This window comes from Aeromonas intestinalis (assembly GCF_054052485.1).
Map to the genome: position 1 here is coordinate 12,986 of NZ_JBSTYK010000006.1, position 22,637 is coordinate 35,622.

The following is a 22,637-nucleotide window of genomic DNA, read 5'->3' on the forward strand; positions in this document are numbered from 1 at the left end:
CCCAGTCCCATCGGGAATTGGCTTTCCTGCCACATAAAAACCTAAAAAAACTGGATTATGGAGTGTTTAATATGATTGGAATCGAGTTACTTGTCGTGCTCGCCGCTATCTATCTGGGGGCTCGGATCGGCAGCATCGGCATCGGCTTCGCCGGTGGCCTCGGGGTACTGGTACTGACCTGGGGGCTGGGCATGCCCATCCCGGGTGATCAGCTGGTCGCCTACCTGCCCTGGGACGTGATCATGATCATCGCGTCCGTCATCTGCGCCATCGCCTGTATGCAACTGGCCGGCGGGATGGACTACCTGGTCTCTCTTGCCGAGAAAGCCCTGCGCAAGAATCCCAAGCACATCACCTTCGCCGCGCCCGTGGTCACCTACCTGATGACCATGCTGGCCGGTACCGGTCATACCGCTTTCTCCACCCTGCCGGTGATCGCCGAAGTGGCCAAGGAGCAGGGCATTCGCCCCTCCCGTCCGCTCTCCATCGCGGTCGTCGCCTCCCAGATCGCCATCACCGCCTCGCCGATTTCGGCGGCCGTGGTCGCCTTCTCCGGCATGCTGGAGCCGCTGGGAGTGGATTACCTGACCCTGCTGGCCATCTGCATCCCGTCCAGCTTCATCGCCTGTATCCTGGGTGCCTTCGTGGCCAACATGCTGGGCAAGCCGCTGGAGCAGGACGAAGTCTATCTGGATCGCAAGGCCAAGGGCCTCATCAAACTGCGCGGTTCCAGCCAGATTGAGCTCAAGCCCTATGCCAAGCTCTCCGTCGGCATCTTCGTCGCCGCCATCGTCGCCGTCATGGCCTATGCCACTGCCATCTCCGGCAACGTGGGCCTGATCGCGAGCCCCCCCATCCCCCGTGACGGCGCCATCATGGGCATCATGCTCTCCGCCGCCACCCTGATGGTTCTGCTGTGCAAACTGGACGCCTCCCAGGTCACCAACATGCCGACCTTCAAGTCCGGTATGTCCGCCTGCATCTGCGTACTGGGTGTCGCCTGGCTCGGCAACGTCTTCGTGAAGGGCAACATGGTCGAGATCCAGGCCTTTGCCGGTGACCTGCTGAACCAGTACAGCTGGCTGCTGGCCGTGGTGCTGTTCTTCTCCTCCATGCTGCTCTACTCCCAGGGTGCGACCACCAAGGCGCTGATGCCTGCCGCACTGGCACTGGGTGTCAGCCCGCTGGCTGCCATCGCCTCCTTCGCCGCGGTGAGCGCCCTGTTCGTGCTGCCGACCTACCCCACCCTGCTGGCGGCGGTCGAAATGGATGACACCGGCTCCACCCGGATTGGCAAGGCGGTGTTCAACCACCCCTTCTTCATCCCCGGTGTGGCCACCATCGCCATGGCGGTCGCCCTTGGCTTCTTCTTCGGCGGCCTGATCCTCTGATCTTGTCCCATGGATGCAGTTAAAACGGCCCTGCGGGGCCGTTTTCTATTTCAGCCTCTCATTCAGTTCCAGTCAGGCTTGGCAGGGGAGAATTAATCACTATCAGAAAAAACTTACAAAAGCGCGCTATGACACTGACCTCACTCAACTTTAACGGTCAAAATCACTACTACTTGCTGGTCAATGATGACCTCCATCTGGACAGCTGGACCCTCAAGCAGAGCCCCCAGACCCGGCAGTTCGAGGCGCAGGGCAGCAGTCTGTTCTGGCATCACAACGCCAGCAACAGTCTCTGCAAGCTGGTCGCCGACAAATACCCCCGCTGGACCCTGCGCTGGTTCTGTCGGGACCTGCTCAGCAAGCGGATGGTTGGCCATATCGATGCCTTTCGTGAATGGCGCAGCAATCGCCTGATCCGTCAGGCCGGGCTCAATGTGGTGCCCTGCAAGGCCGCCGGCCTCGCCCTCAACCCCCTCAATCCCCTCGGCTCTTTCCTCGCCGTGCAATATCTGCAGGATCACCAGTCGTGCGAGGCTTACTTCCAGCGTGCCGACGAGGCGAACCGGCTCGCTCTGCTGCGCCAGATGGCCAACGATATCTTCCAGCTGGCCAAACAGGGTTATTACCACCGGGATCTGCACCTCGGCAACCTGATGCAGGCCCCGTCTGGCGCCATCGTCTGGATAGATACCCATGTCCGCCGCCTCCCCCTACTGCAAAGCCAGCGCCGGCAGACCCTGATCGCCTCCCTGGAGCCCGGCAAGCTGTTTGGTCAGGGCTACCGTGACTACCTGCTGGCCCAACTGGAGCGGCTGGTACTCGCTCACCGCGCGGCACTGAAAAACGCCCCATAAAAAAAGCCGCTCGAGAGAGCGGCTTTTTTCATCTTGCGAAGCAGGCGTCAGACCGTGGTCTGGCGGGTACCGAAGTAGTCTGCCAGGAAGTCATCGAACGAGAGGCTGTCACCGCGCTCACGCTCCCGCTGCTTGGCCAGCGAATCCCGCGCCTCACCGGCGAAATAGGCCTCGTCCCAGTACTCCAGCTCACCAGCCAGCATCTCCTCCCGGTAGCGGCTCGCCAGCTCATCGCCGAGGCAGCCATTGTCCTGGCCGCTTTCCAGCAGTTGTTTGAGCAGGCGGGCGGAATAGGTGAGCTCGGGGTTTAGCAGCTTCTCCCGGTGCATGGCCAGCGTCTCGCGATAGCGATTGCGACCACAGCAGCGATCCAGCAGCTCGGCCACCTGATCCAGCTCGCCGAACAGCGTGAGGCCGAACTCCTTGAGGCCGATGGGGTTGCCCTGTTCATCCTCCAGTTCGAGGCCGGGACGGCGTCCCTCCAGCACCACCTTGTTCTGGTTGCGGCGATTGCGCGCCACCTCCTCGTCGGTCAGCACAGGGGACGGGCGCAGCAGGCACCAGACCAGGAAGAGATCGAAGAAGCGGATCTGATCCACCTCGATGCCGAACGGCGTGAAGGGGTTCACGTCCACGGTACGCAGCTCGATGTATTCGATACCGCGCTGCTCCAGCGCATCCGACGGCTTCTCGCCGCTGCGCGGGGTGCGCTTGGGCCGGATGGGCGCATAGAGCTCGTTTTCCAGCTGCAGCACGTTGTCATTGAGCTGACGGTACTCCCCGTTCACCTTGACCCCGATCTTCGCAAACTCGGGATCATGGGTGTTGATGGCGCGGCGCAAACTGCTGACATAGGCCGGCAGGTTGTCGTGGCTGATCTTGAGGCCCGCCTGGGCGCTGTTGGTATAGCCGAGATCGGACAGGCGCAGCGCGGTGGCATAAGGCAGATAGAGGGTCCCCTTGCCGGTCTTCTGGAACGGCAGGCTGCTCTTGCGCCCCTTGAGGAAGGAGTCGCAGATGGCGGGGGAGGCACCGAACAGATAGGGCACCAGCCAGCCGAAGCGGTAGACGTTGCGAATAAGCCCCATGTACTTGTCGGAGATGAAGCGCTGGCTGCAGCAGCCCTCGCCTACCAGATCCTGCCATTCGCACCAGAAGCTGTCCGGCATGGAGAAGTTGAAGTGAACCCCGGCGATGACCTGCATCAGGCTGCCGTAGCGGTTCTTCAGCCCCTGCCGGTAGAGGGTCTTCATCCGGCCTATGTTGGAGCTGCCGTACTGGGCCAGCCGGATGCTCTCCTCGTCACCGACGAAGCAGGGCATGGAGAGGGGCCAGATCCGCTCGTCACCGATGTGACGGATGCTGTGGCGATGGATGTCGCCAAGCTGCTCGATCAGGCTCTCGATGGAATCCGTGGCCGGGGTGATGAACTCCAGCAGGCTCTCGGAGTAGTCGGTGGTGATGTTGCCATGGGTCAGGGCGGATCCCAGACTCTTCGGGTGATCGGTCTGGGCCAGGGTGCCTTCGGGGGTAATGCGCAGGCATTCACGCTCTATCCCGCGACGGATCCCCTTGAGGGCAGTGACCCGCTCGGGGGCGCCAAGGGCAGCCAACAACTCGGTGAGCGACAAGCTAGTAGTAGTCATATTCACGGCTCATGTGTGGCCGCCCCGGCCGGGGCGGCGCTCATTATTTTGCTCTGCCTGTCAGGGCAGTTGCAGTGGATAGATGGGAAGATGAAGCTCGGCAAGCGGTTTTTCAAGCTTTTGCTTGTCTCCCACCACCACAATCACCATGTCGGCCGGGTTCAACCAACGGGCCGCACTGGCTTTCAGCGTCTCGGGTGACACCGTTTTGATCAGCTGACTCTGGGCCTGCACATAGTCGGGTTTCAGGTCATACATGATCATCTGCAGCAGGAAGCCCGCCTTCTGGCCCAGGGTCTCGTAGGAGAGGGCATCCTGCTGGGAGACGGCGCTGCGCATATAGGCCAGCTCCACCGGGGTGGGGCCGCTCGCGCGGTAGCCATCCATCTCTTTGAGGAACTGGCGGATCGCATCCACGGTCGCATCGGTCCGCACATTGGCACCGGTGGCGAATACCCCCGCCTCGCGGTTGGCGGAGAAGCCCGAGCTGGCGCCATAGGTGTAACCCTTGTCTTCCCGCAGGTTGAGGTTGATGCGGCTGTTGAAGTTGCCCCCCAGGTTGAAGTTCATCAGGTTGGCGACGAAGTAATCCCCCGTGGTATCGAACGCCATGGCGCGGCGGCCGATGCGGATCACCGACTGGGGTGCCCCCGGCTTGTCCACCAGATAGATGCCGGGTTTGGCCTGCTCACCCTGAGGCTTGAGATCCCCCAGGGTCGGCGCGGCGCCCTTCCACTCCGGCAGGAAGCCGAGTGCGGATTCGATCTGCGGCTGGGTCACGTCCCCGGTCACCACCACCTTGGCATTGGTCGGGTTGTAATAGGCCTGATAGAAGCGCTTCACATCCGCCAGGGTCAGCTTCTCCACATCGGTCAGCACGCCGTTGCTGGGTTGACCCAGCCGGTTCTGCTTGCCGTAGACCAGCTCACGGAACGCCTGACCCGCCAGCCACTCCGGCTGCTGTTCGCTCTGCTTCATCCCTTGCAGCATCTGGGCCTTGAGTCGCTCGAAATCCGCCTCCCGCATGCCGGGACGTTCGAACACCTCGCGCACCAGGGCCAGGGTCTGGGGCAACTTGTCGGTCAGCGAGCTGATGGTGATGAGGTTGTTGTACTGGGCGGTGGAGACGCTGATGCTGGCGCCGAGCTTTTGCAACTCGTCGCTGAGCTCGGCCTCGGAGAGGCGCACCGTGCCCTGTTCCAGCATGGCGGCGGTGAGGCTGGCGAGACCGAGCTCCCCCTTGCCTTCCGCCCGGATGCCACCCGGCAGGGCGATCATGATGGAGACGGCGGGGATCTCGTCACTCTGGGTGCCGATGATCTCGATGCCCTTGTCCAGCTTGCCGTGCCAGATGGCCGGTACCTTGACGCTGACCGCCTCGCCAGCCTTGGGCTGCACGCTGCGATCGAAGCTGTCTTTCACCGGGCGCAGGGCCAGAGGCTCCCCGTGCTTGCTGTAATCGGGCAGCTCCCGCTTGGCCGGACTGAAGTTGGGGGCAGCGGCCTGCCAGTCCGTCTTGCCCTTGGGCACCACGCTCAGCACCACGGAAGGCTTGCCCGCGATGAACTTGTCGTAGGCGGCCTTGACGTCATCCGCCTTGACCGCGGCGATGGCATCCAGATTCTTGAACACATAGTTGGGATCCTGGGCCAGCACCTGACCCATGGCGAGCTGGCTCACCTTGCCCTCTATGCTGTCCAGCCCCCAGATGGCGGAGGAGCGATAGCTGCTGATGGCCTTCTCCAGATCCGCAGGCTTGACGCCCCGGTTGGCGAAATCGGCGATCACCTTGTCCACTTCCCCCTTGAGGGTCTTGAGGCTGCCATCCACCGCTGGGTTCGGATAGGCATAGACCGTCAGGGTACAGGCCAGCTCCTCGCAGGAGTGACCGGCCCCCACCTCGATGGCCTTGCCGGTCTTGACCAGGGACTGATAAAGCATGGAGCTGGCAGAGCCGCCGAGCACGTCGGCAAAGATGTCCAGCGCCGGCTCCTGGGGATCGCCAAGCGCCACGGTCGGATAGCTGATGTAGAGCAGCGGCAGGTGCACCTTGTCCTGCAAGGTGACGTAACGGGTCTCGGGCAGGGTTGCAGGTTTGGGGGTCGGCTCGGCCACATCGGGCCCACGGGGAATGGAGCCGAAGTACTGCTCAATCCAGGCCAGCGCCTGCTTGCTGTCAAAATCGCCGCCCAGGGTCAGGGTCGCGTTGTTCGGCCCGTACCAGCGCAGGAAGAACTGCTTGAGGTCATCCACCCCGACCCTGTCCAGATCTTCCACATAACCGATGGGCTGCCAGGAGTAGGGATGGGTGCGCGGATAGAGCGCCTCCCCCACCTTCTCGCTCACCAGACCATAGGGTTGGTTGTCGATGCGCTGGGCCCGCTCGTTCTTGACGGTGGCACGCTGGATCTCGAATTTCTTCTGGCTCACCGCATCGAGCAGGAAGCCCATGCGATCCGCCTCCAGCCAGAGCACCTTCTCCAGCTGGTTGGCCGGCACAGTCTCGTAGTAGTTGGTCCTGTCCTTGTTGGTGGTGCCGTTCATGTCACCACCGGCCTCGTTGATGATCCGCATGTGCTCCTGATCACCCACGTGCTTGGAGCCCTGGAACATCATGTGCTCGAAGAAGTGCGCAAACCCGGACTTGCCCACCGTCTCGCGGGACGATCCCACGTGATAGGTGACATCCAGGTGCACCAAGGGATCCGATTTGTCCGGTGCCAGGATCACGGTCAGGCCGTTGTCCAGCTTGTACATCTGATAGGGAATGCCGAGCTTGCCCTCCTGCTTGACCTGCTCCGACACCAGGGTCGGGGCGGCCAGCGCCGGCAGGGCAAAGCCCATGAGAAGGCTTAATGGGATGAGTTGCTTCACGGTTACCTCGTGACTGAACGAAAAAGACTAGAAGATCTGCTTGGCCAGCAGAAACACCAGGACATAACGAAACAATTTGCCGAGCCCGATAAGAATGAGAGAGCGCCAGAACGAGAGGCGCAGCCAACCGGCCAGCAGGCAGAGACCATCGCCTATCACCGGCGTCCAGGCAAGCAGCAGACACCAGTGACCATGGAGTTTGAGCCAACCGAGCGCCTTTTGTTCCCCACGGCCTTGAAAATCTTCCGGTTTCTTTTTGAAGGTGGCCAGCCAGCCGAGCCACCAGGTGGTCATCGACCCCAGCGTGTTGCCGAGGGTGGCCCAGAACAGCAGGCTGGCCATGCTCCACTGACCCTGGTTGGCCATGACGCCGAGCAGCACTTCCGAGCTGCCGGGCAGCAGGGTCGCGGAGGTAAAGGCGCTCAGAAACAGCCAGCCCAGCCCGGTTTCCAGGGTCTCCATCACGTCGTCGCCCTTATGCCGGATACTGCTCGGCGGCCGGCATGCGCAGCACCAGCTTGCCACGGGTGTGGCCCGCCTCGATGGCCTGATGGGCCAGCGCCCCCTCCGCCAGCGTATACTCGCCGGCCAGGGTGATGTGCACATCTCCCTGACGCAGCAGGATAAGCATCTGGGCCAGCTGCTTGTTGTCGGGGTGCACCAGCATGCCGCTCACCTCAACCCCCAGCTCGGCACCGGCATCCTTGATAAGCTGGGCCGTGATGGTCGGCACCGTCACCAGCCGGCCACCCGGTTTGACGCAGGCAAGGGCCGCCTTGCCGCTCTCGCCCCCCGTCAGGTCCAGCACCAGATCCACCTGGCCGACCTGGGCAACCCAGTCGGCATCGTGGTAATCCACCATGACGTCGGCACCGATCCCGTGCAGGAAGCCGTGGTTATTCGGGCTGGCGGTCACCACCACCTCGGCGCCATAGGCGCTGGCAAACTGCACCGCCAGATGACCGACGCCCCCGGCACCGGCCAGGATCAGCACCCGCTGACCGCGCTTGAGATCGCCATGCTCGAACAGTCCCTGCCAGGCGGTGAGGCCTGCCAGCGGCAGCGCCGCCCCCTGCTTGAGGCTGACGCCATCGAGTTTGACCAGCTCGCTTTCGCTCACCACGATGGATTCGGCATAGGCGCCCGCCGCCAGCGGGAAGCCCACCATGCCGCACACTGGTTCCCCCTCCTTGAGGGAGGTGACGCCGGGGCCGACTTTGTCGACCACCCCGGCCATGTCATAACCCGGGGTCCAGGGCAGGTTGTCCTTGTTCTGGGCCGCCGCCCAGCCGAGCCCGGCCCGGGTCTTGGCATCGATGGGATTGACGCCGGCATAGCAGATGCGCACCCGCACCTCTCCCTCTGCGGGGATCCTGTCCTGCGAAGGGTTGAGCTTGAGTACCGAGGGGGCGCCGAATGCGGTAATCTGTAGCTGCGTCATTGCACAATCCATCCTGTTGATTGATCAAGGATCCACAGAATAACAGCGAGGACCACATGGCTCGAATGTTTCTTATCCCTCTGTTGCTGGCTCTGGGTTGGTGGGCCTTCCTGCTCTACTTCCGGATCCCGCTCAAACAGGGGGCCAGGGGGTTTTACTGGATCATCGGTCTGGGTGGCGGGCTCGCCGCCTTCCTCAGCCTGATGATGGTGCTGACCCACTAGCCCATCCTCCAGCAACGACGAGGCCACCCTGAGGTGGCCTCCTGTTTTGCCCGTCTGGTAATGACATCCGTAGCCATTGCCCCCGGTGGCTCGCTCAACCCGCTTGCACGTTGAGGTGATAGTGGCGGTTGCTGCCCTGCCCCAGCACCCCTTCTGCCAGCAGATGCTGGAACACCCTGTCCACCTCTTCCAGCGGCATGGCCAGTGCCTCGGCGACCCTGCGCTTGCTGCATTTGGACTCACCGCTCTCCAGCAGGCTTCTCACCCTGGCAACCAGCGCGGGTTCCGGCGCCGGTCTGGCGACGACCAGGGGCTCGGCAGGCACGGTCGGGGTCAGTTCCGCCTCCCGTGGTTGCTGCTGTCGTTGCCACAGTCGGCGGAAGCGGTTCTCCTCCCCGATCAGGCTGACGAAGTAGGCACCGAAGGCATCGAGCAGGATGGAGAGGAAGCAGACCAGCAGGAACTGCACCTGACTGATGCTCATGCCCACCCCGTCTGCCAGGCTGCTCATCAACCCCAGCATGGAGGATTGTTCATTGAGGGGCTTGGCGTCCCGCTCCTGGCGCAGCGCATCCTGCTTCAGCCTCAGCTTGGTGTTGGCCTGCTGCAGGCCGTTGACGCCGCTTGAGATCCGCGCCATCTCGATGTACTTGCGGGCCGCCTCCTCGTTGAGCTGGATCTGCCGCTCTATGCTGGCGATCTGCTCGTCGAAGCGGGCGATTTCCCGCTCGTGGCGGGCCTGCTGGCTCAGGATGGTATTGGTGGCACTGTTGATGCCGCCGATGCTGCCACCGATGGAGATGGCCGCCAGCACGCTGTAGAACAGCAGCGACCAGAAGGCGCCGCCAAGGTCCCGGCGAGCCTTGCACTCCCCGTATTCATACCAGACGTAGAACTTGCCCAGCTCGAAGATGATGGCCAGACCGCCAAACAGCCACTTCATCAAGGGGTTGTCGTCGATGGAGAGAAACAGCAGCAGGGAGAAGACAATGGAGGCCAGGATGGCCAGGCCGGTGAAGGAGTAAACGGTGCTGAGCGCGAACCACCCCTTGGGGTAGCGCAGCGCGGCGGGGGCTTGTGTCGTCATGATGAGCGAAAGATGTGAAGCAGAGGAAAAGTTGGCTGCCGATTATAGTCAGCCAGCGGGCAGAATGAAGGCGGATCCCCGGATTTCCGCCATATCCGCATCCGGATGGGCAGAACCCGACCGAATTGGACAAATAGCCACCCCCTTGTCCCCAGGAGACGGGATCCGGCAGCCACCGGATGCCGTCATGATCAAGGGACGCGCGGATACACGGCGCCTTTTCATCTGTCCCCCTGATCATGGCGAGTCCCTCCCTCCCGCCAGTCGGTCTGCCGCTCGTCCAGGGTGCAGCCGGGAGGCCATCGCCTCCCCTTCTTTGCTCCGAATAGCCTGCGCGGCTCATGCAGACCGGGGCGTACCGAGCAGGCTGCTATCCAGACTGTTCTGGCCAACCCGTTGAATTGCTTCAACGTTTCTGACACCACCCAAGAAGCCGACGCGTTCATGGCATTTAACCGCCATTTCTGCACCAAGTTGCCAGAAGTCACCGACAGACGTTGTTCCGCTTTGGTTCAGGTTGCCCCCCCTACACTGAGGCCCCTGCTACCAGAGAGGTCATCATGCGCAACTCCGTTTCCCATCTGCTCTCCAGGCTGCTCAACAGCGGCGCGGCCTTCGCGGCGCCCCCGGCCCACGACAATGCGGCCAATCGGGATCGTCCTTCGCAAGACTCGCGCCAGAGCGATACCGAGCAGCACAACACACTGCAAGGAAAAGAGTTGTCAGCTGGAGTGGATCACAAAACCATCAACAGATAGCGCATAACACTGCCCATCCCTACCAGTAATTCTCCATGCTGATATTGCCCGGCGCTCGTCTCAGGTTTTTGGCCAACCCCAATGCCAGCAAGGATTGCTGGGTCTCCTTCACCATGGCGGGATTGCCGCAGATCATCACCTGACTGTGCTCGGCGGAAAACGCCAACCCCACCCGCTCCTGCAGACTGCCCTCATCGATGGCCGCCGGGATCCGCCCTGCCATGGCCCCCGGCCAAGCCTCGCGGCTGACGAAGGGGACATAGCGGAATCGGGGGCCGTACTGCTCGACCAGGCTGGTGATGAGGGCCTGATAGGTGAGCTCCTCCCCCTTGCGCACTCCGTGCACCAGCACCAGGTTTTCGAAACGCCGGAAGACCTCTCCCTCCGCCAGCATGGCGAGGAAGGGGCCGATGGCCGTGCCGGTGGAGAGCAGCCAGAGATCCCGCCCGGCGGGAAGCTCGTCCAGGGTCAGGAAACCGGTGGCCTGGGATTGCACCAACAGGCTGTCACCGGGCAGGAGGGCGCCGAGGGAGGGCGTCAGCTCCCCGTCCGGGATCGTCACCAGATAGAATTCGTGGTAGGGCGTGGTGGGAGGATTGACGAAAGAGTAGGCCCGCTGGACCCGTTGCTCGCCCCGTTGCAGGGCCAGCTTGGTGAATTGACCCGCCTTGTAGGGGGCAAGCTCTGCCGCCACACGCAGGGAGAACAGGGTGGGTGTCCATTCGATGCGCTCGATGACCCGGCCTTCGACCCAGGCTGCCATAGGGATCTCCGTCAGAGGAACAGAGCCCCACTCTACCCCGTGATCCCCGCCGGATTCAAAAATAAAAAAACCCGCGCAGTTGCGCGGGTTTTTTCTGCAAAGCGAGACGCTATTACAGAGCAACAACCTGGATTTGTACGGTTGCCTTGACGTCAGCGTGCAGCTGAACAACAACTTCGTACTCACCGGTGTTACGCAGAACGTTGCCCATGCGGACTTCGCTCTTGGCAACGGCTACGCCGGCAGCAGTGATGGCTTCAGCCACGTCACGGGTACCGATGGAACCGAACAGCTTGCCTTCGTCGCCAGACTTGGAGGCGATGACAACGGCAGCCAGTTCACCCAGCTTGGCAGCGCGCTCTTCAGCGGCAGCTTTACCGGCAGCCAGCTTGGCTTCCAGTTCAGCACGGCGAGCATCGAAGGTCTCGATGTTGGCCTTGGTAGCCATAACGGCTTTGCCTTGCGGGATCAGGTAGTTACGGGCATAACCAGCTTTAACGGAAACTTGGTCACCCAGACCGCCCAGTTTGGCGATCTTATCGAGCAGGATAACTTGCATTACCTTTCCTCTATGAAAGTTGAGTTAGGCGTAAGCGCCGGACCGATTCTTACTTGTTGTGCAGATCGGTGTACGGCAGCAGAGCCAGGTAACGAGCACGCTTGATGGCGCGTGCCAGCTGACGCTGATACTTGGCGCGGGTACCGGTGATACGGCTCGGTACGATCTTGCCAGATTCAGTGACGTAGTTTTTCAGAGTAACGATATCTTTGTAGTCGATCTCGGTAACGTTCTCGGCGGTGAAGCGGCAGAACTTACGACGACGGAAATAACGTGCCATGGCCTTTATCCTCTATGGAATGATCTTAAGAATTACTCTTCGGAAGACGCTTCAACAGCATCTTCGCGGCGCTCGTCGTCACGACGGGTGAAGCGCTCTTCCTTGGCCTTGGCCATCGGAGAAACTTCAGTCACGGCGTGCTTGGTGCGCATGATCATGTTGCGGATAACGGCATCGTTGAAGCGGAAGTTGGTTTCCAGCTCATCGATAACGGCCTGCTCGGCTTCTACGTTCATCAGAACATAGTGAGCCTTGTGCAGCTTGTCGATCGGGTAAGCCAGTTGACGGCGGCCCCAATCTTCCAGGCGATGAATGGTACCACCGGAGGTGGTGATGGCGCCGGTGTAACGCTCGATCATGCCAGGTACTTGCTCGCTCTGGTCCGGGTGAACCATGAAGACGATTTCGTAATGACGCATTTTAGCTCCTTACGGATTAATTCAGCCTCTGCCCAGGTGCAGCCAGACCTCGGAGGCAAGGAACATAGTGGTGTTTTGACGCTGCTTTCTAGGGCGGCGTATTGTACGAAATCGCCTCTCCCACTGCAACCGGCGTCAACATTTGTTTTTATCGATGGATCTGATGCAAAACTTCAATTGATAACAATTATCATTTAGATCCATACTATCCTCAGGACTTTCTGGAGGGTGTGATATGCAACCCGCGCTGAGCACGGCCATCCCGGCCCGCAAATTCAAGCTGACCCTGCTGGGGCCAGCCTTCATCGCCGCCATCGGCTACATAGATCCGGGCAACTTTGCCACCAATATCCAGGCGGGCTCCACCTTCGGCTATCAACTGCTGTGGGTAGTGGTCTGGGCCAACCTGATGGCCATGCTGGTGCAGACCCTCTCCGCCAAGCTCGGCATCGTCACCGGCAAGAACCTGGCGGAGCACATCCGCGACAAGCTGCCAAAACCCGCCGTCTGGGCCTACTGGGTGCAGGCGGAGATCATCGCCATGGCCACGGATCTCGCCGAGTTCATCGGCGCCGCCGTGGGCTTCAAGCTGCTGCTCGGAGTCACCCTGCTGGAAGGGGCCTGCATCACCGCCGTGGTCACCTGGGGCATCCTCATGCTCCAGAGCCGTGGCCAGAAGCCACTGGAGTTCGCAGTGGGCGGTCTGCTGCTGTTTGTGGCTGCCGCCTATATCGTCGAACTGGTGTTCTCCCGCCCTCATCTGCCCAGCTTGCTGGAGGGCGCCCTCTTCCCCGGCCTGCCCAACAGCGATGCCATCTACCTGGCCGCCGGCGTGCTGGGGGCGACCGTCATGCCCCACGTCATCTATCTGCACTCGGCGCTGACCCAGCACACCCAGGATCAGGGTACCGTCAGCCAGCGCCTGCACACCACCAAGGTGGATGTGGCCATCGCCATGACCATCGCCGGCTTCGTCAACCTGGCCATGATGGCCATGGCCGCCGCGGCCTTCCACGGCACCGGCAACCAGCAGGTCGCCGAGCTGGAGACGGCCTACCAGACGCTGACACCGCTGCTCGGCCCCGCCGCGGCGACCCTGTTCGGCCTCTCTCTGGTGGCATCCGGCATCTCCTCCACCGTGGTGGGGACCCTCGCCGGTCAGGTGGTGATGCAGGGCTTCGTGCGTTTCAGCATCCCGCTCTGGCTGCGCCGGCTCATCACCATGGCCCCTGCCTTCGTGGTGATCGCCATGGGGCTCAACACCACGGAGATCCTGGTGCTGAGCCAGGTGATCCTGAGCTTCGGTATCGCCCTGGCCCTCATCCCCCTGCTCATCCTGACCGGGGATCGCGCCCTGATGGGCCAGCATCGCAACCACCCGGTCACCCAGGCGCTGGGCCGTCTCATCGTCGCCCTGGTGATCGGCCTCAACGCCTATCTGCTGGTCTCCATGATCTGATTCATTCCGTCAGTGCAAGGCGGGCTCATTAACCCGGGTTAATGAGCCCGTCCGCACTTTGGCGTATGCTGCCCCTCTGTATTTGCAACGGGCGGGAGCCATCCATGGAACATAGCCGCGCCAGCTTCGTGCTGGGCCATCATTTCGAGCAGGCCAGAATCGTCCATTGCCAGGCGGGCGAGCCGACCCTGCTGGTGACCGAACTCACCCCTTTCCATCCCCAGAGCCACCTCTGGCCCGATCAACCGGGAGACGTCGGCACCGTCAGCTGGGAAGGCGGTCGCGCCGTCGTGGGTCCCTGCCGCATGGGCGCCATCAGCCCGGAAGGAGAACTCTTCGTCGATCAGGCCATCCCGGTCAAGCGGGGCGCAGAGGGCTGGGCCTTCGTGGTGGTACACCCGCTGGCAGGCCAACATGCGCTTCCCATCGGCGGTGAGGTCGAGCTGAAGGTCGATGCAGAGGCTCGCCACGCCCTGAGTCTGGGCCACAGCGGCTGCCACCTGGTGGCCCTGGCCCTGAACCGGGTGCTGATGCCTTATTGGCGCAAGGAGGTGAGCGAGCGGGATGCGCTGGCGCAACCGGATTTCGACCGCCTCGCCATCCAGTCCTCCCGGGTCGAGCCGCGAGGCTCCCGGGAGCAATACCGCATCGGCAAGAGCCTGCGCAAGAAGGGGGTCAACAGCGAGGCGCTGCTGGCTGAACTGCCCCGCATAGAGCAGCAGGTGAACACACAACTGGCCGAGTGGCTGGCGAGCGGCGGCGAGATCCGCCGCTCACGGGCTGGCGAGGCCATCATCGACTCTCGCTACTGGCACTGTATGCTGGAAGGCAGGGAGGTCACCATCCCCTGTGGTGGTACCCACGTCGGCAGCCTGGCGGAGCTTGGCACCGTCAGCGTGCAGCTCAATCCCTGTGAGGAAGGCTTCACCCTACAAAGTCGGGTCTCCCCTTAACGTGGCGGTGGCAGGCCAGGAGGTGGTTCAGGCGAGGCGGATCAGCAGGATGCCGCCGAGGATCACCAGGGCAGCCACCAGCCTGACCCTCCCCAGCCGCTCCCCCAGCCAGAGCCAGGAGAGCAGCATGGCAAACAGCACGCTGCTCTCGCGCAGGGCCGCCACCAATCCGATGGGAGCCTGGGTCATGGCCCAGATGACGATGCCGTAGGCAAGCAGCGACAGAGCCCCGCCGATCGCCCCAGCGTACCAGTCCGCCCGGCCCAGGCTACGCAGAGAGGTGCGGCTCTGCCAGCGCATCAGCAGCGGCATCACCAGCGCCGTCAGGGCGAACAGCCAGAGGGTGTAGCGCACCGGCGCGCCGGCCGAACGGGCCCCCATGCCATCGGACAGGGTATAAGAGGCGGTAAAGAGCGCCGTCACCAACACGGCGGTGAGCGCCGTCGGCGCCAGCCTGATGCCACCGCGCCAGGCCATCAACAGCACGCCGCTCACCAGCACCAATGCCCCCACCACCGCCGGCAATCCGGGCCACTCCCCCAGCAGCAGAATACCCAGCAACAGTGTCAGTAGGGGCGCACTGCCGCGCGCCAGCGGATAGATCTGGCCAAATTCTCCCAACCGGTAGGCTCGGCCAAGAAACAGGCAATAGCCGCAGTGCAGCAGGATGGAGAGCGCCAGCCAGGGATACTCGACGGGGGCCGGCCATCCAACCAGGGGCAGCAAGGGCAGGCAGAACAGCCCAGAACAGAGGGAGACCAGCAACACGCTGACCCGGCCCGCGGCCTGGCGTTTGGCCAGAGCGTTCCAGAGTGCATGCAGCAGGGCGGCCAGCAAGATGGCCGCGAAGATGGTGGGGGTCACAACAGAATTCCATGCTATCGGGGCCGGGGATCATAGCCCTTTATTCCATGGCAATGTGGGAGCCATCGCATGATTACGCTTTTGACTCCCACCAACAGCCTCAGAGGGCCTTGCGCATTCCCATATGGGGGATGTCATCCTCGAGATAACCTTCCCCTTCCGCCACGAAGCCGTGACGGCCATAGAATCCCTGCAGATGGGCCTGGGCACCAAGCCAGATGGAGTGCGCAGGCCAGAGACCCTCGCAGCCCCTGACGGCCTCCGTCAGCAGGCGGTGACCCAGTCCATCCCCACGGGAGCGCGGCGACGTGACCACCCGGCCGATGGCCGCACCCTGCTCGTCCCCGATACCGGGAGCCATGATGCGGGCATAGGCCGCCAGATGCTCACCGTCATATCCCAGCAGATGCAGCACACCGTCCCGGCGATCCACCCCGTCCAAGTCCTGGAAGGGGCAAGTCTGCTCCACCACGAACACCTCGGCGCGCAGGGCAAGCAGGTCATACAACTCGTCCGTGGTGAGTTCACACCAGGGTTTGAGACTCCAGTTCATCACATACTCCTTACCGATCCGGCCCGTCAGCATACTCTTGCAGATACAGGGTCGGCATTAACCTTGGTTAAGATGCTTGAGCCGCTTGCGAATGCGGCTGAGGCTGATGGGTGTGATCCCGAGATAGGCGGCTACCTGATGATCCGGCACCCTGGCATCCAGCGCGGGGAAGCTGTGCAGGAAGTGCTGGTAGCGGGCCTGGGGGCTCTCGGTCAGCAGCAACAGCTCCTTCTCCTCCTTGATCCTCAGCTGCACCGCCAGCAAGTGGTGATACCAGGCGGGCCAGCAGGCAAGCGTGCGCAGGTCTGACAGCGCGAACAGCTGCAAGCGACAGGGCTCCAGCGCCTCCACGCTGTAGCGGGCGGGCTCCCCCGAGAGCAGGTGGTGAAAGTCGATGAACTCATCCCCCTCCCAGTAGAACTCCTTGATGTACTCGCGCCCGTCCGCCAGCACCACCCTGGCCCGCAGCAATCCCTGCTCCACCCTGACCAGCAGATCCGGGCTATCTCCCGCCTGCCAGAGGCAGTCGCGGGGTGAGAGCCTCACCGGGCGGGCAAAAGAGAGGAGGCGCTCGGCCTCCTGCTCATTCATGTCCCTATCCAGATTGAACAGGGGTCTGTCCATCCCGGCCAATTCAGCCGCGACGCTGACGCACGGCTTCGAACAGGCAGACGCCGGTCGCCACCGAGACGTTCAGGCTGGAGACGGCCCCCGCCATGGGGATGCTCACCAGTTCGTCACAGTGCTCACGGGTCAGGCGACGCATCCCCTTGCCCTCGGCGCCCATCACCAGCGCCATGGGGCCGGTAAGCTTGGCCTGGAACACATCGTGATCCGCCTCGCCGGCGGTGCCGACGATCCAGACACCGCGCTCCTGCAACTCGCGCAGGCTGCGGGCCAGGTTGGTGACCTGGATAAGCGGCACCACCTCGGCGGCGCCACAGGCAACCTTGCGCACCACGGACGTGAGGCCGGTGGCCTTGTCCCGCGGCACGATGACCGCATGGACCCCGGCCGCATCGGCGCTACGCAGGCAGGCGCCGAGGTTGTGTGGGTCGGTCACCCCGTCCAGCACCAGCAGGAAGGGCTGGGCCTTTTGCTCGGCCAAGCCATCCAGCAGGCTGGCCAGATCGTGCTCGGCCAGCTTGGGGGCCTCGATCACCTTGGCCATGATGCCCTGGTGATTGTTGCCCTCGGCCTTGTCGTCGAGCGTCTTGCGGTTCACGCTCTGCACCTTGAGGCCGAGGGATTCCAGTTCGTCCAGCAAGGGTTGCAGCCGGTCGTCATCGCGGCCCTTGAGGGCCCATACCTCGATGAAACGCTCCGGGGTACGCTCGAGCAGCGCGGAGACAGCGTGAATGCCGTAGATCAGTTCAGTACTCATTTAGTGCTCTTGGCCTTGTCGCGAGCTTTTTTGCCCGGTCGTCTGTTGCTGGGTTTGGCACGGCCGCCCTTGTCGGCCTTGACGCCATCCTTGCTCTCCTTGCGTTTCTCGTGACGCTGGGCGCTCTTGGCCTTCTCCTTCTTGATCTCGGCCTGCTTGCGCGCCATCTCCTTGGCGTTCTTGCCGGTGGCCTGGAGGGGCTCTTCCACCATCACGAAGTCGATCTTGCGATCGTCCAGATTCACGCCCATCACCTTGACCCGGACCTTGTCACCCAGACGGTAGCGACGACGGAAGTTCTCGCCAATCAGCTGCTGGTGCAGGGGGTCGAACTGGTAGTAGTCGTTGGTGAGGGTGCTGACGTGCACCAGACCGTCGATGTGGATCTCGGCCAGACGCACGAAGAAGCCGAAGCCGGTGACGCTGGCGATGACGCCGTCGAACTCGTCACCCACGTGATCCAGCATGTACTCGCACTTGAGCCAGTCGGCCACGTCGCGGGTGGCGTCGTCGGCACGGCGCTCGGTCATGGAGCAGTGCTCGCCCATGGGATCGACTTCATCCAGCTGGTAGTGATAACCACCACTCGGGGTCCACTTGTGACGCAGATTCCCCTGCTGCTCTTTGGCAGTCTGGTATTTGATAGCGCGGTGCAGGATGAGATCCGGATAGCGGCGGATCGGCGAGGTGAAGTGGGCGTAAGACTTCAGGGCCAGACCGAAGTGACCGATGTTGTCGGCCTGATAGACCGCCTGGCGCATGGAGCGCAGCAACATGGTGGAGAGCAGCTCCGCATCCGGACGCCCTTCAAACTTGGCGGCCAGCTCGGCGAAGTCTTTCGGCTCGGGCTCGAGACCCCCCTTGAGCTCCAGGCCCAGTTCGGCCAGGAAGTCGCGGAAGCCGGTCAGACGTTCTTCACCCGGACGATCGTGGGTACGGAACAGGGCGGCGGCCTCGTTCTTCTCGATGTAGCGGGCGGCCGCCACGTTCGCCTGGATCATGCACTCTTCGATGATCTTGTGGGCGTCGTTGCGCACCAGCGGCACGATACGGTCGATCTTGCGCTGGGCGTTGAAGATGAAGCGGGTCTCTTCGCTCTCGAACTCCACGGCGCCACGTTGATGACGGGCGTGCTTGAGGGCCTTGTAGAGGTTGTTGAGCTCCTCGATGTGACCGATCAGCGGCTCGTACTGCTGACGCAGCTTGGGCTCGCCATCCAGGATCCCCGCCACCTTGGTGTAGGTCATGCGGGCGTGGGAGTTCATCACCGCTTCGTAGAACTTGTAACCGGACATGCGACCGGCGGCGGAGATGGTCATCTCGCACACCATGCACAGGCGGTCGACCTGCGGGTTCAGGGAGCAGAGGCCGTTGGAGAGTACCTCCGGCAGCATGGGCACCACGAATTCCGGGAAGTAGACGGAGTTGCCGCGCTGATAGGCCTCGGCATCCAGCGCCGTACCGGGACGCACATAGGCAGACACGTCGGCGATGGCCACCCAGAGGCGCCAGCCGCCACCGCGCTTGGCTTCACAGAAGACCGCATCATCGAAGTCACGGGCATCTTCCCCGTCGATGGTGATGAGCGGCAGGGCGCGCAGGTCGATGCGACCCTCTTTGGCCTTCTCCGGCACCTGTTCGCCCAGGCCCGCGATCTCCTTGGTCACCTCTTCCGGCCAGGTATGGGGAATGCCGTGGGTGCGCAGGGCTATTTCGATTTCCATGCCGGGAGCCATGTTCTCCCCCAGCACTTCCAGCACGGTGCCGACCGCGTTGAAGCGGGCGCTGGCACGCTGGTTGATGCGCACGACCACGACCTGGCTCTGACGGGCACCCTTGTTCTCCCCTTCCGGGATGATGATGTCCTGGCCGATCCGGCTGTCATCCGGCACCACGAAGCCCACGCCGTTCTCGACGAAGTAACGACCGACGATGTCCGCCTCGCGGGACTTGAGCAGACGCACCAGACGCGCCTCCTGGCGGCCTTTGCGATCGATCTCGGTCGGCTGCACCAGGGCATAGTCGCCGTGCATCAGACGCTGCATCTCGCGGTTGTTCAGGAAGAGATCCGCTCCGCCGCCTTCGGGACGCAGAAAACCGAAACCGTCTTTGTGGCCGAGCACATAGCCTTTCACCAGATTCAGACGATCCGGCAGGGCGTAACATTGGTTGCGAGTGAATACCAGCTGTCCGTCACGCTCCATGGCGCGCAGACGACGGCGCAAGGCTTCCAACGGCTCTTCCTCGGTCAGCTTGAGGACCTTGGCCAGCTCTTCACGGGACATGGGTTTCTCATGACCCTTGATGAGCTCCAGCAGCATCTCGCGGCTGGCGATGGGGTTTTCGTATTTTTCGGCCTCGCGTTGGAGGAAAGGATCTTTTTGAGACATAAGCAGGCCTTTGAATAAGGAATAACGCAGACATTATATCGAAGGGGGGAGCTAATGGCATCCATCGACTGCCTTTTGGCCAATCTCTCTGTCATACTGACCGCAGTTTGCAGGTATGTGAGACTCGGAATTCATGAGCAAGGACTCGTTTGCCCAATCTGCCGCCTATTTGAAACAGGCGGTTCCCCTGATGATCAAGTATCAAATCCCCACCACCCCGAACAATTACCATCTCTGGTACAACTACGTCTCAGGGGACATGCCCGAGCTCAACAGCGCCGTCGATCAGGCGATCAAGCAGCAGGGCACCTTCTCTCTCACCACCTGTGAGCGCCTCTATCACCAGCATCTGGCCAACCAGGATGAACAGCAGATGGAGACCATGAAGCTCAACCTGGCCGCCATGGCCAACGAGCTCAGCCACTCCATGCAGGATGCCCTGGTCGATACCGGTCAGTTCCAGGCCATGCTCGACAAGAGTTTTGACAAACTCAGCCTCATCGACGACGACGGGCTCAGCCTGGATGACACCATGTCCATACTGCGGGAGCTGGTACGAGAGTCCAGGGACGTGCGCCTCTCCACCCTGCATTTTCGCAATCAGCTCAGCAGCGCCGAGAAGGAGATCAAGGAGTTAAAGGAGGCGCTGAGCGAGACCCGCAAACTGGCTACCGAAGATGCCCTCACCAGCCTGCTCAACCGGCGTGCCTTCGATCTGGAGGTGGACAGCCTGATCCGCAGCCGTCAGCCCTTCTCGTTGATCATGGTCGACATCGATCGCTTCAAGAACTTCAACGACGAGTATGGCCACCTGCTGGGGGATCAGGTGCTGCGCATCTTCGGCAAGCGACTGCGGGAGGTGAGCAAGGAGGGGATCACCGCCTATCGGCTCGGAGGAGAGGAGTTTGCCCTGCTGGCCCCCCGCCGCTCCCTGGCGCTGACCCGTCAGATGGCGGAAAGCCTGCGCCGGGCCATCGAGAAGATGTCCATTCTGGATAGAAAGTCCGGCCGGCGCATCGATCACATCACCGCCTCCTTCGGCGTCGGTGAGCACAGCGGCCAGGAGAGCGCAGACGCCCTGATCGAGCGCACCGACAAGCTGCTCTACAAGGCCAAGGCGCTCGGCCGCAACCGGGTGATGCCGCTCCCCACCTGATGCCTCATGGCAAGAAGGCCGGTCAAGATGACCGGCCTTCTTCATTTCACAAACCCACTCGATCTCAGAGGCTCTTGAGCTTCTCTTCCGGCAGAGCCAGTTCGTCGTTGCGGTTGACGCCGATGCCGCGATCCAGCACCTGACGGGCGATGGCATGCGCCTCCTCCAGGGAGTGCATGGCATAGGTGCCGCACTGGTATTCGTTCAGCTCGGGGATCTTGCCCTGCTCCTGCACGGTCAGCACGTCACTCATGGCGGCCTTCCAGGCGGCACCCACACGGGCTTCATCCGGTGCACCGATCAGGCTCATGTAGAAACCGGTACGGCAACCCATGGGGGAGATGTCGATGATCTCGACGCCGTTGCCATTGAGGTGATCCCGCATGAAACCCGCAAACAGGTGCTCTAGGGTATGGATGCCACGCTCGGAGAGGATCTCCTGGTTCGGTACGCAGAAGCGCAGGTCGAACACCGTGATGGTGTCCTTGTTCGGGGTCTGCATGGTCTTGGCGACCCGTACTGCCGGGGCCTCCATGCGGGTATGGTCGACGGTAAAACTGTCCAATAACGGCATTTCTGACTCCTGATGTGGTTACGAGAACCAGCCCCCGCTGGGAAGCTGATCCTTGCATTGTCGATACTGGGCGCCATAGCGCTGGGCTCGGGCCTCCACCTTGCGGGAGACCTTCATCAGCCACCCCTTGGCTCGGTAGCTGCCGCGCCGGTAGCCGCCCCAGCCTTCGTGATAATTGAGGTACTGGCCGTAGGCATCCCACTTGGAGGTGCCGTTCAGCCGCTGGGCCTTGTTAGTGTACCAGCCCATGAAATCGATGGCGTCGGCGAAATCATCCCGATCGCTCCAGCCGTTGCCGGTTTCCCGCTTGTAGTCGTCCCAGGTATCATCCTTCACCTGGGCATAGCCATAGGCAGAGCTGGCACGGCCGGTCGGGATGAAGAGGAAATACTGCATCGGTGGCTGGGCGTCGTGCACGAAGGAGGACTCCTGATACATCATGGCCATCACCACTTGCACCGGCGTTCCCCAGCGCTCGGTCATCTTGAGCGCCGCCTTGTGCCAGTCCGGCTTCTCCCGAAAGATCTGGCACAGGTTCTCCGGCTGGGCTGGCGGCGTGGTGCTGCAGGCGGTCAATCCCATCAGCAGACCCAGCACCACCACGAAGCGCTTTCCCATCAACGGCAGAGCCGCTGTTCGCATGTCAAACTTTCGAGGCAAATCCAACATCAAATAGCGTCTTCGTTCTCTTCACCAGTACGAATGCGGATAACACGTTCAACTTCGCAGACGAAGATCTTGCCATCGCCAATCTTGCCGGTACGCGCCGTGTTCTGGATGGCCTCCAGGCAGGCATCGAGATCCTCGTCCTGCACCACCAGCTCCAGCTTGACCTTGGGCAGGAAATCCACCATGTACTCGGCGCCACGATAGAGCTCGGTGTGACCCTTCTGGCGGCCGAATCCCTTGACCTCGGACACCGTCATGCCGTTGATGCCGATCTCGGCCAGGGCCTCGCGCACATCGTCCAGCTTGAACGGTTTGATGATGGCTTCAATCTTCTTCATG

General features: G+C 62.2%; 24 protein-coding genes. 7 read left to right on the plus strand and 17 right to left on the minus strand.

Translation table 11 applies throughout. From position 1 onward, the window contains the following. The first annotated feature begins 71 nt into the window (after nt 1-71). Both ACW5W7_RS08945 and ACW5W7_RS08950 read left to right on the plus strand, forming a co-directional pair. A complete protein-coding gene (locus ACW5W7_RS08945) occupies nt 72-1,391 on the plus strand; it encodes an anaerobic C4-dicarboxylate transporter (RefSeq protein ID WP_349919621.1) in 1,320 nt (439 codons plus the stop codon). A 128-nt stretch (nt 1,392-1,519) separates the two neighbouring features. Continuing rightward, entirely contained in the window at nt 1,520-2,245 is a 726-nt protein-coding gene (locus ACW5W7_RS08950) for a lipopolysaccharide kinase InaA family protein (protein WP_456501475.1), read from the plus strand. 47 nt (nt 2,246-2,292) lie between these two features. Here ACW5W7_RS08950 and gshA read toward each other — a convergent pair whose 3' ends face one another. The 4 genes from gshA to ACW5W7_RS08970 are packed head-to-tail and all read right to left on the minus strand — an operon-like array spanning nt 2,293 to nt 8,206. Then, entirely contained in the window at nt 2,293-3,891 is a 1,599-nt protein-coding gene (gene gshA, locus ACW5W7_RS08955; RefSeq protein WP_434664191.1) for a glutamate--cysteine ligase, read from the minus strand. 60 nt (nt 3,892-3,951) lie between these two features. Beyond that, nucleotides 3,952-6,765 carry a M16 family metallopeptidase gene (locus ACW5W7_RS08960; RefSeq protein ID WP_456501476.1) on the minus strand — a complete coding sequence of 938 codons (2,814 nt, stop codon included), beginning with the start codon at nt 6,763-6,765 and terminating at the stop codon, nt 3,952-3,954. Between the two features lie 27 nt (nt 6,766-6,792). Further along, nucleotides 6,793-7,227, minus strand: a complete 435-nt coding sequence (locus ACW5W7_RS08965) for a YqaA family protein (protein WP_456501624.1) — start codon at nt 7,225-7,227, stop codon at nt 6,793-6,795. 13 nt (nt 7,228-7,240) lie between these two features. Further along, the gene (locus tag ACW5W7_RS08970) at nt 7,241-8,206 is read right to left on the minus strand and encodes an NADP-dependent oxidoreductase (protein ID WP_456501477.1); all 966 of its coding nucleotides are present in this window, start codon (nt 8,204-8,206) and stop codon (nt 7,241-7,243) included. 65 nt (nt 8,207-8,271) lie between these two features. Here ACW5W7_RS08970 and ACW5W7_RS08975 point away from each other — a divergent pair, with 65 nt between their 5' ends. Next, nucleotides 8,272-8,430, plus strand: a complete 159-nt coding sequence (locus tag ACW5W7_RS08975) for a hypothetical protein (protein WP_434664198.1) — start codon at nt 8,272-8,274, stop codon at nt 8,428-8,430. 94 nt (nt 8,431-8,524) lie between these two features. Here the strand turns inward: ACW5W7_RS08975 and ACW5W7_RS08980 are convergent, their stop codons facing one another. Continuing rightward, nucleotides 8,525-9,517 carry a Preprotein translocase subunit SecY gene (locus ACW5W7_RS08980; protein ID WP_456501478.1) on the minus strand — a complete coding sequence of 331 codons (993 nt, stop codon included), beginning with the start codon at nt 9,515-9,517 and terminating at the stop codon, nt 8,525-8,527. A gap of 560 nt (nt 9,518-10,077) precedes the next feature. Between ACW5W7_RS08980 and ACW5W7_RS08985 the strand changes: the two genes are divergently transcribed. After that, the gene (locus ACW5W7_RS08985) at nt 10,078-10,275 is read left to right on the plus strand and encodes a hypothetical protein (protein WP_456501479.1); all 198 of its coding nucleotides are present in this window, start codon (nt 10,078-10,080) and stop codon (nt 10,273-10,275) included. A 19-nt stretch (nt 10,276-10,294) separates the two neighbouring features. Here ACW5W7_RS08985 and ACW5W7_RS08990 read toward each other — a convergent pair whose 3' ends face one another. From ACW5W7_RS08990 to rpsF, 4 genes are all read right to left on the minus strand, one after another. After that, a complete protein-coding gene (locus ACW5W7_RS08990) occupies nt 10,295-11,038 on the minus strand; it encodes a ferredoxin--NADP reductase (protein ID WP_456501480.1) in 744 nt (247 codons plus the stop codon). 112 nt (nt 11,039-11,150) lie between these two features. Further along, nucleotides 11,151-11,597, minus strand: coding sequence for a 50S ribosomal protein L9 (rplI, locus tag ACW5W7_RS08995; protein ID WP_349919632.1), 447 nt, complete (start codon nt 11,595-11,597; stop codon nt 11,151-11,153). 49 nt (nt 11,598-11,646) lie between these two features. Next, nucleotides 11,647-11,877, minus strand: coding sequence for a 30S ribosomal protein S18 (rpsR, locus tag ACW5W7_RS09000; RefSeq protein ID WP_005313392.1), 231 nt, complete (start codon nt 11,875-11,877; stop codon nt 11,647-11,649). Between the two features lie 32 nt (nt 11,878-11,909). Further along, complete coding sequence (rpsF, locus tag ACW5W7_RS09005) at nt 11,910-12,296, minus strand: 30S ribosomal protein S6 (RefSeq protein WP_349919633.1); 387 nt, start codon at nt 12,294-12,296, stop codon at nt 11,910-11,912. A gap of 235 nt (nt 12,297-12,531) precedes the next feature. Here rpsF and ACW5W7_RS09010 point away from each other — a divergent pair, with 235 nt between their 5' ends. Then, a complete protein-coding gene (locus ACW5W7_RS09010) occupies nt 12,532-13,755 on the plus strand; it encodes an Nramp family divalent metal transporter (protein ID WP_456501481.1) in 1,224 nt (407 codons plus the stop codon). Nucleotides 13,756-13,859: 104 nt separating this feature from the next. Further along, the gene (locus tag ACW5W7_RS09015) at nt 13,860-14,708 is read left to right on the plus strand and encodes a hypothetical protein (protein ID WP_456501482.1); all 849 of its coding nucleotides are present in this window, start codon (nt 13,860-13,862) and stop codon (nt 14,706-14,708) included. 27 nt (nt 14,709-14,735) lie between these two features. Here the strand turns inward: ACW5W7_RS09015 and ACW5W7_RS09020 are convergent, their stop codons facing one another. The 5 genes from ACW5W7_RS09020 to rnr form a co-directional block, all read right to left on the minus strand. Continuing rightward, nucleotides 14,736-15,572 (minus strand): EamA family transporter, encoded by an 837-nt coding sequence (locus ACW5W7_RS09020; protein ID WP_456501483.1) that lies wholly within the window; start codon nt 15,570-15,572, stop codon nt 14,736-14,738. Between the two features lie 100 nt (nt 15,573-15,672). Beyond that, nucleotides 15,673-16,125: a GNAT family N-acetyltransferase gene (locus ACW5W7_RS09025; protein WP_349919638.1), complete on the minus strand. Its 453-nt coding sequence runs from the start codon at nt 16,123-16,125 to the stop codon at nt 15,673-15,675. Nucleotides 16,126-16,182: 57 nt separating this feature from the next. Then, the gene (locus tag ACW5W7_RS09030) at nt 16,183-16,749 is read right to left on the minus strand and encodes a Crp/Fnr family transcriptional regulator (protein WP_456501484.1); all 567 of its coding nucleotides are present in this window, start codon (nt 16,747-16,749) and stop codon (nt 16,183-16,185) included. Between the two features lie 10 nt (nt 16,750-16,759). Then, a complete protein-coding gene (gene rlmB / locus ACW5W7_RS09035) occupies nt 16,760-17,509 on the minus strand; it encodes a 23S rRNA (guanosine(2251)-2'-O)-methyltransferase RlmB (protein WP_349919641.1) in 750 nt (249 codons plus the stop codon). Further along, nucleotides 17,506-19,899 (minus strand): ribonuclease R, encoded by a 2,394-nt coding sequence (gene rnr / locus ACW5W7_RS09040; RefSeq protein WP_349919642.1) that lies wholly within the window; start codon nt 19,897-19,899, stop codon nt 17,506-17,508. Before rnr ends, rlmB begins: the two co-directional genes overlap by 4 nt. Nucleotides 19,900-20,032: 133 nt before the next feature. Between rnr and ACW5W7_RS09045 the strand changes: the two genes are divergently transcribed. Beyond that, the gene (locus tag ACW5W7_RS09045; RefSeq protein ID WP_349919643.1) at nt 20,033-21,055 is read left to right on the plus strand and encodes a GGDEF domain-containing protein; all 1,023 of its coding nucleotides are present in this window, start codon (nt 20,033-20,035) and stop codon (nt 21,053-21,055) included. A gap of 64 nt (nt 21,056-21,119) precedes the next feature. On the opposite strand, the gene luxS is transcribed toward ACW5W7_RS09045, so the two are convergent. Genes luxS through glnB form a run of 3 tightly spaced genes read right to left on the minus strand, consistent with a single transcriptional unit; the run spans nt 21,120 to nt 22,636 of the window. After that, nucleotides 21,120-21,629, minus strand: a complete 510-nt coding sequence (gene luxS / locus ACW5W7_RS09050; protein ID WP_434664218.1) for an S-ribosylhomocysteine lyase — start codon at nt 21,627-21,629, stop codon at nt 21,120-21,122. A gap of 18 nt (nt 21,630-21,647) precedes the next feature. Next, a complete protein-coding gene (locus tag ACW5W7_RS09055) occupies nt 21,648-22,271 on the minus strand; it encodes a transglycosylase SLT domain-containing protein (protein WP_456501485.1) in 624 nt (207 codons plus the stop codon). Nucleotides 22,272-22,297: 26 nt separating this feature from the next. Continuing rightward, nucleotides 22,298-22,636 carry a nitrogen regulatory protein P-II gene (gene glnB, locus ACW5W7_RS09060; protein ID WP_100294159.1) on the minus strand — a complete coding sequence of 113 codons (339 nt, stop codon included), beginning with the start codon at nt 22,634-22,636 and terminating at the stop codon, nt 22,298-22,300. Between the last annotated feature and the right edge of the window lies 1 nt (nt 22,637).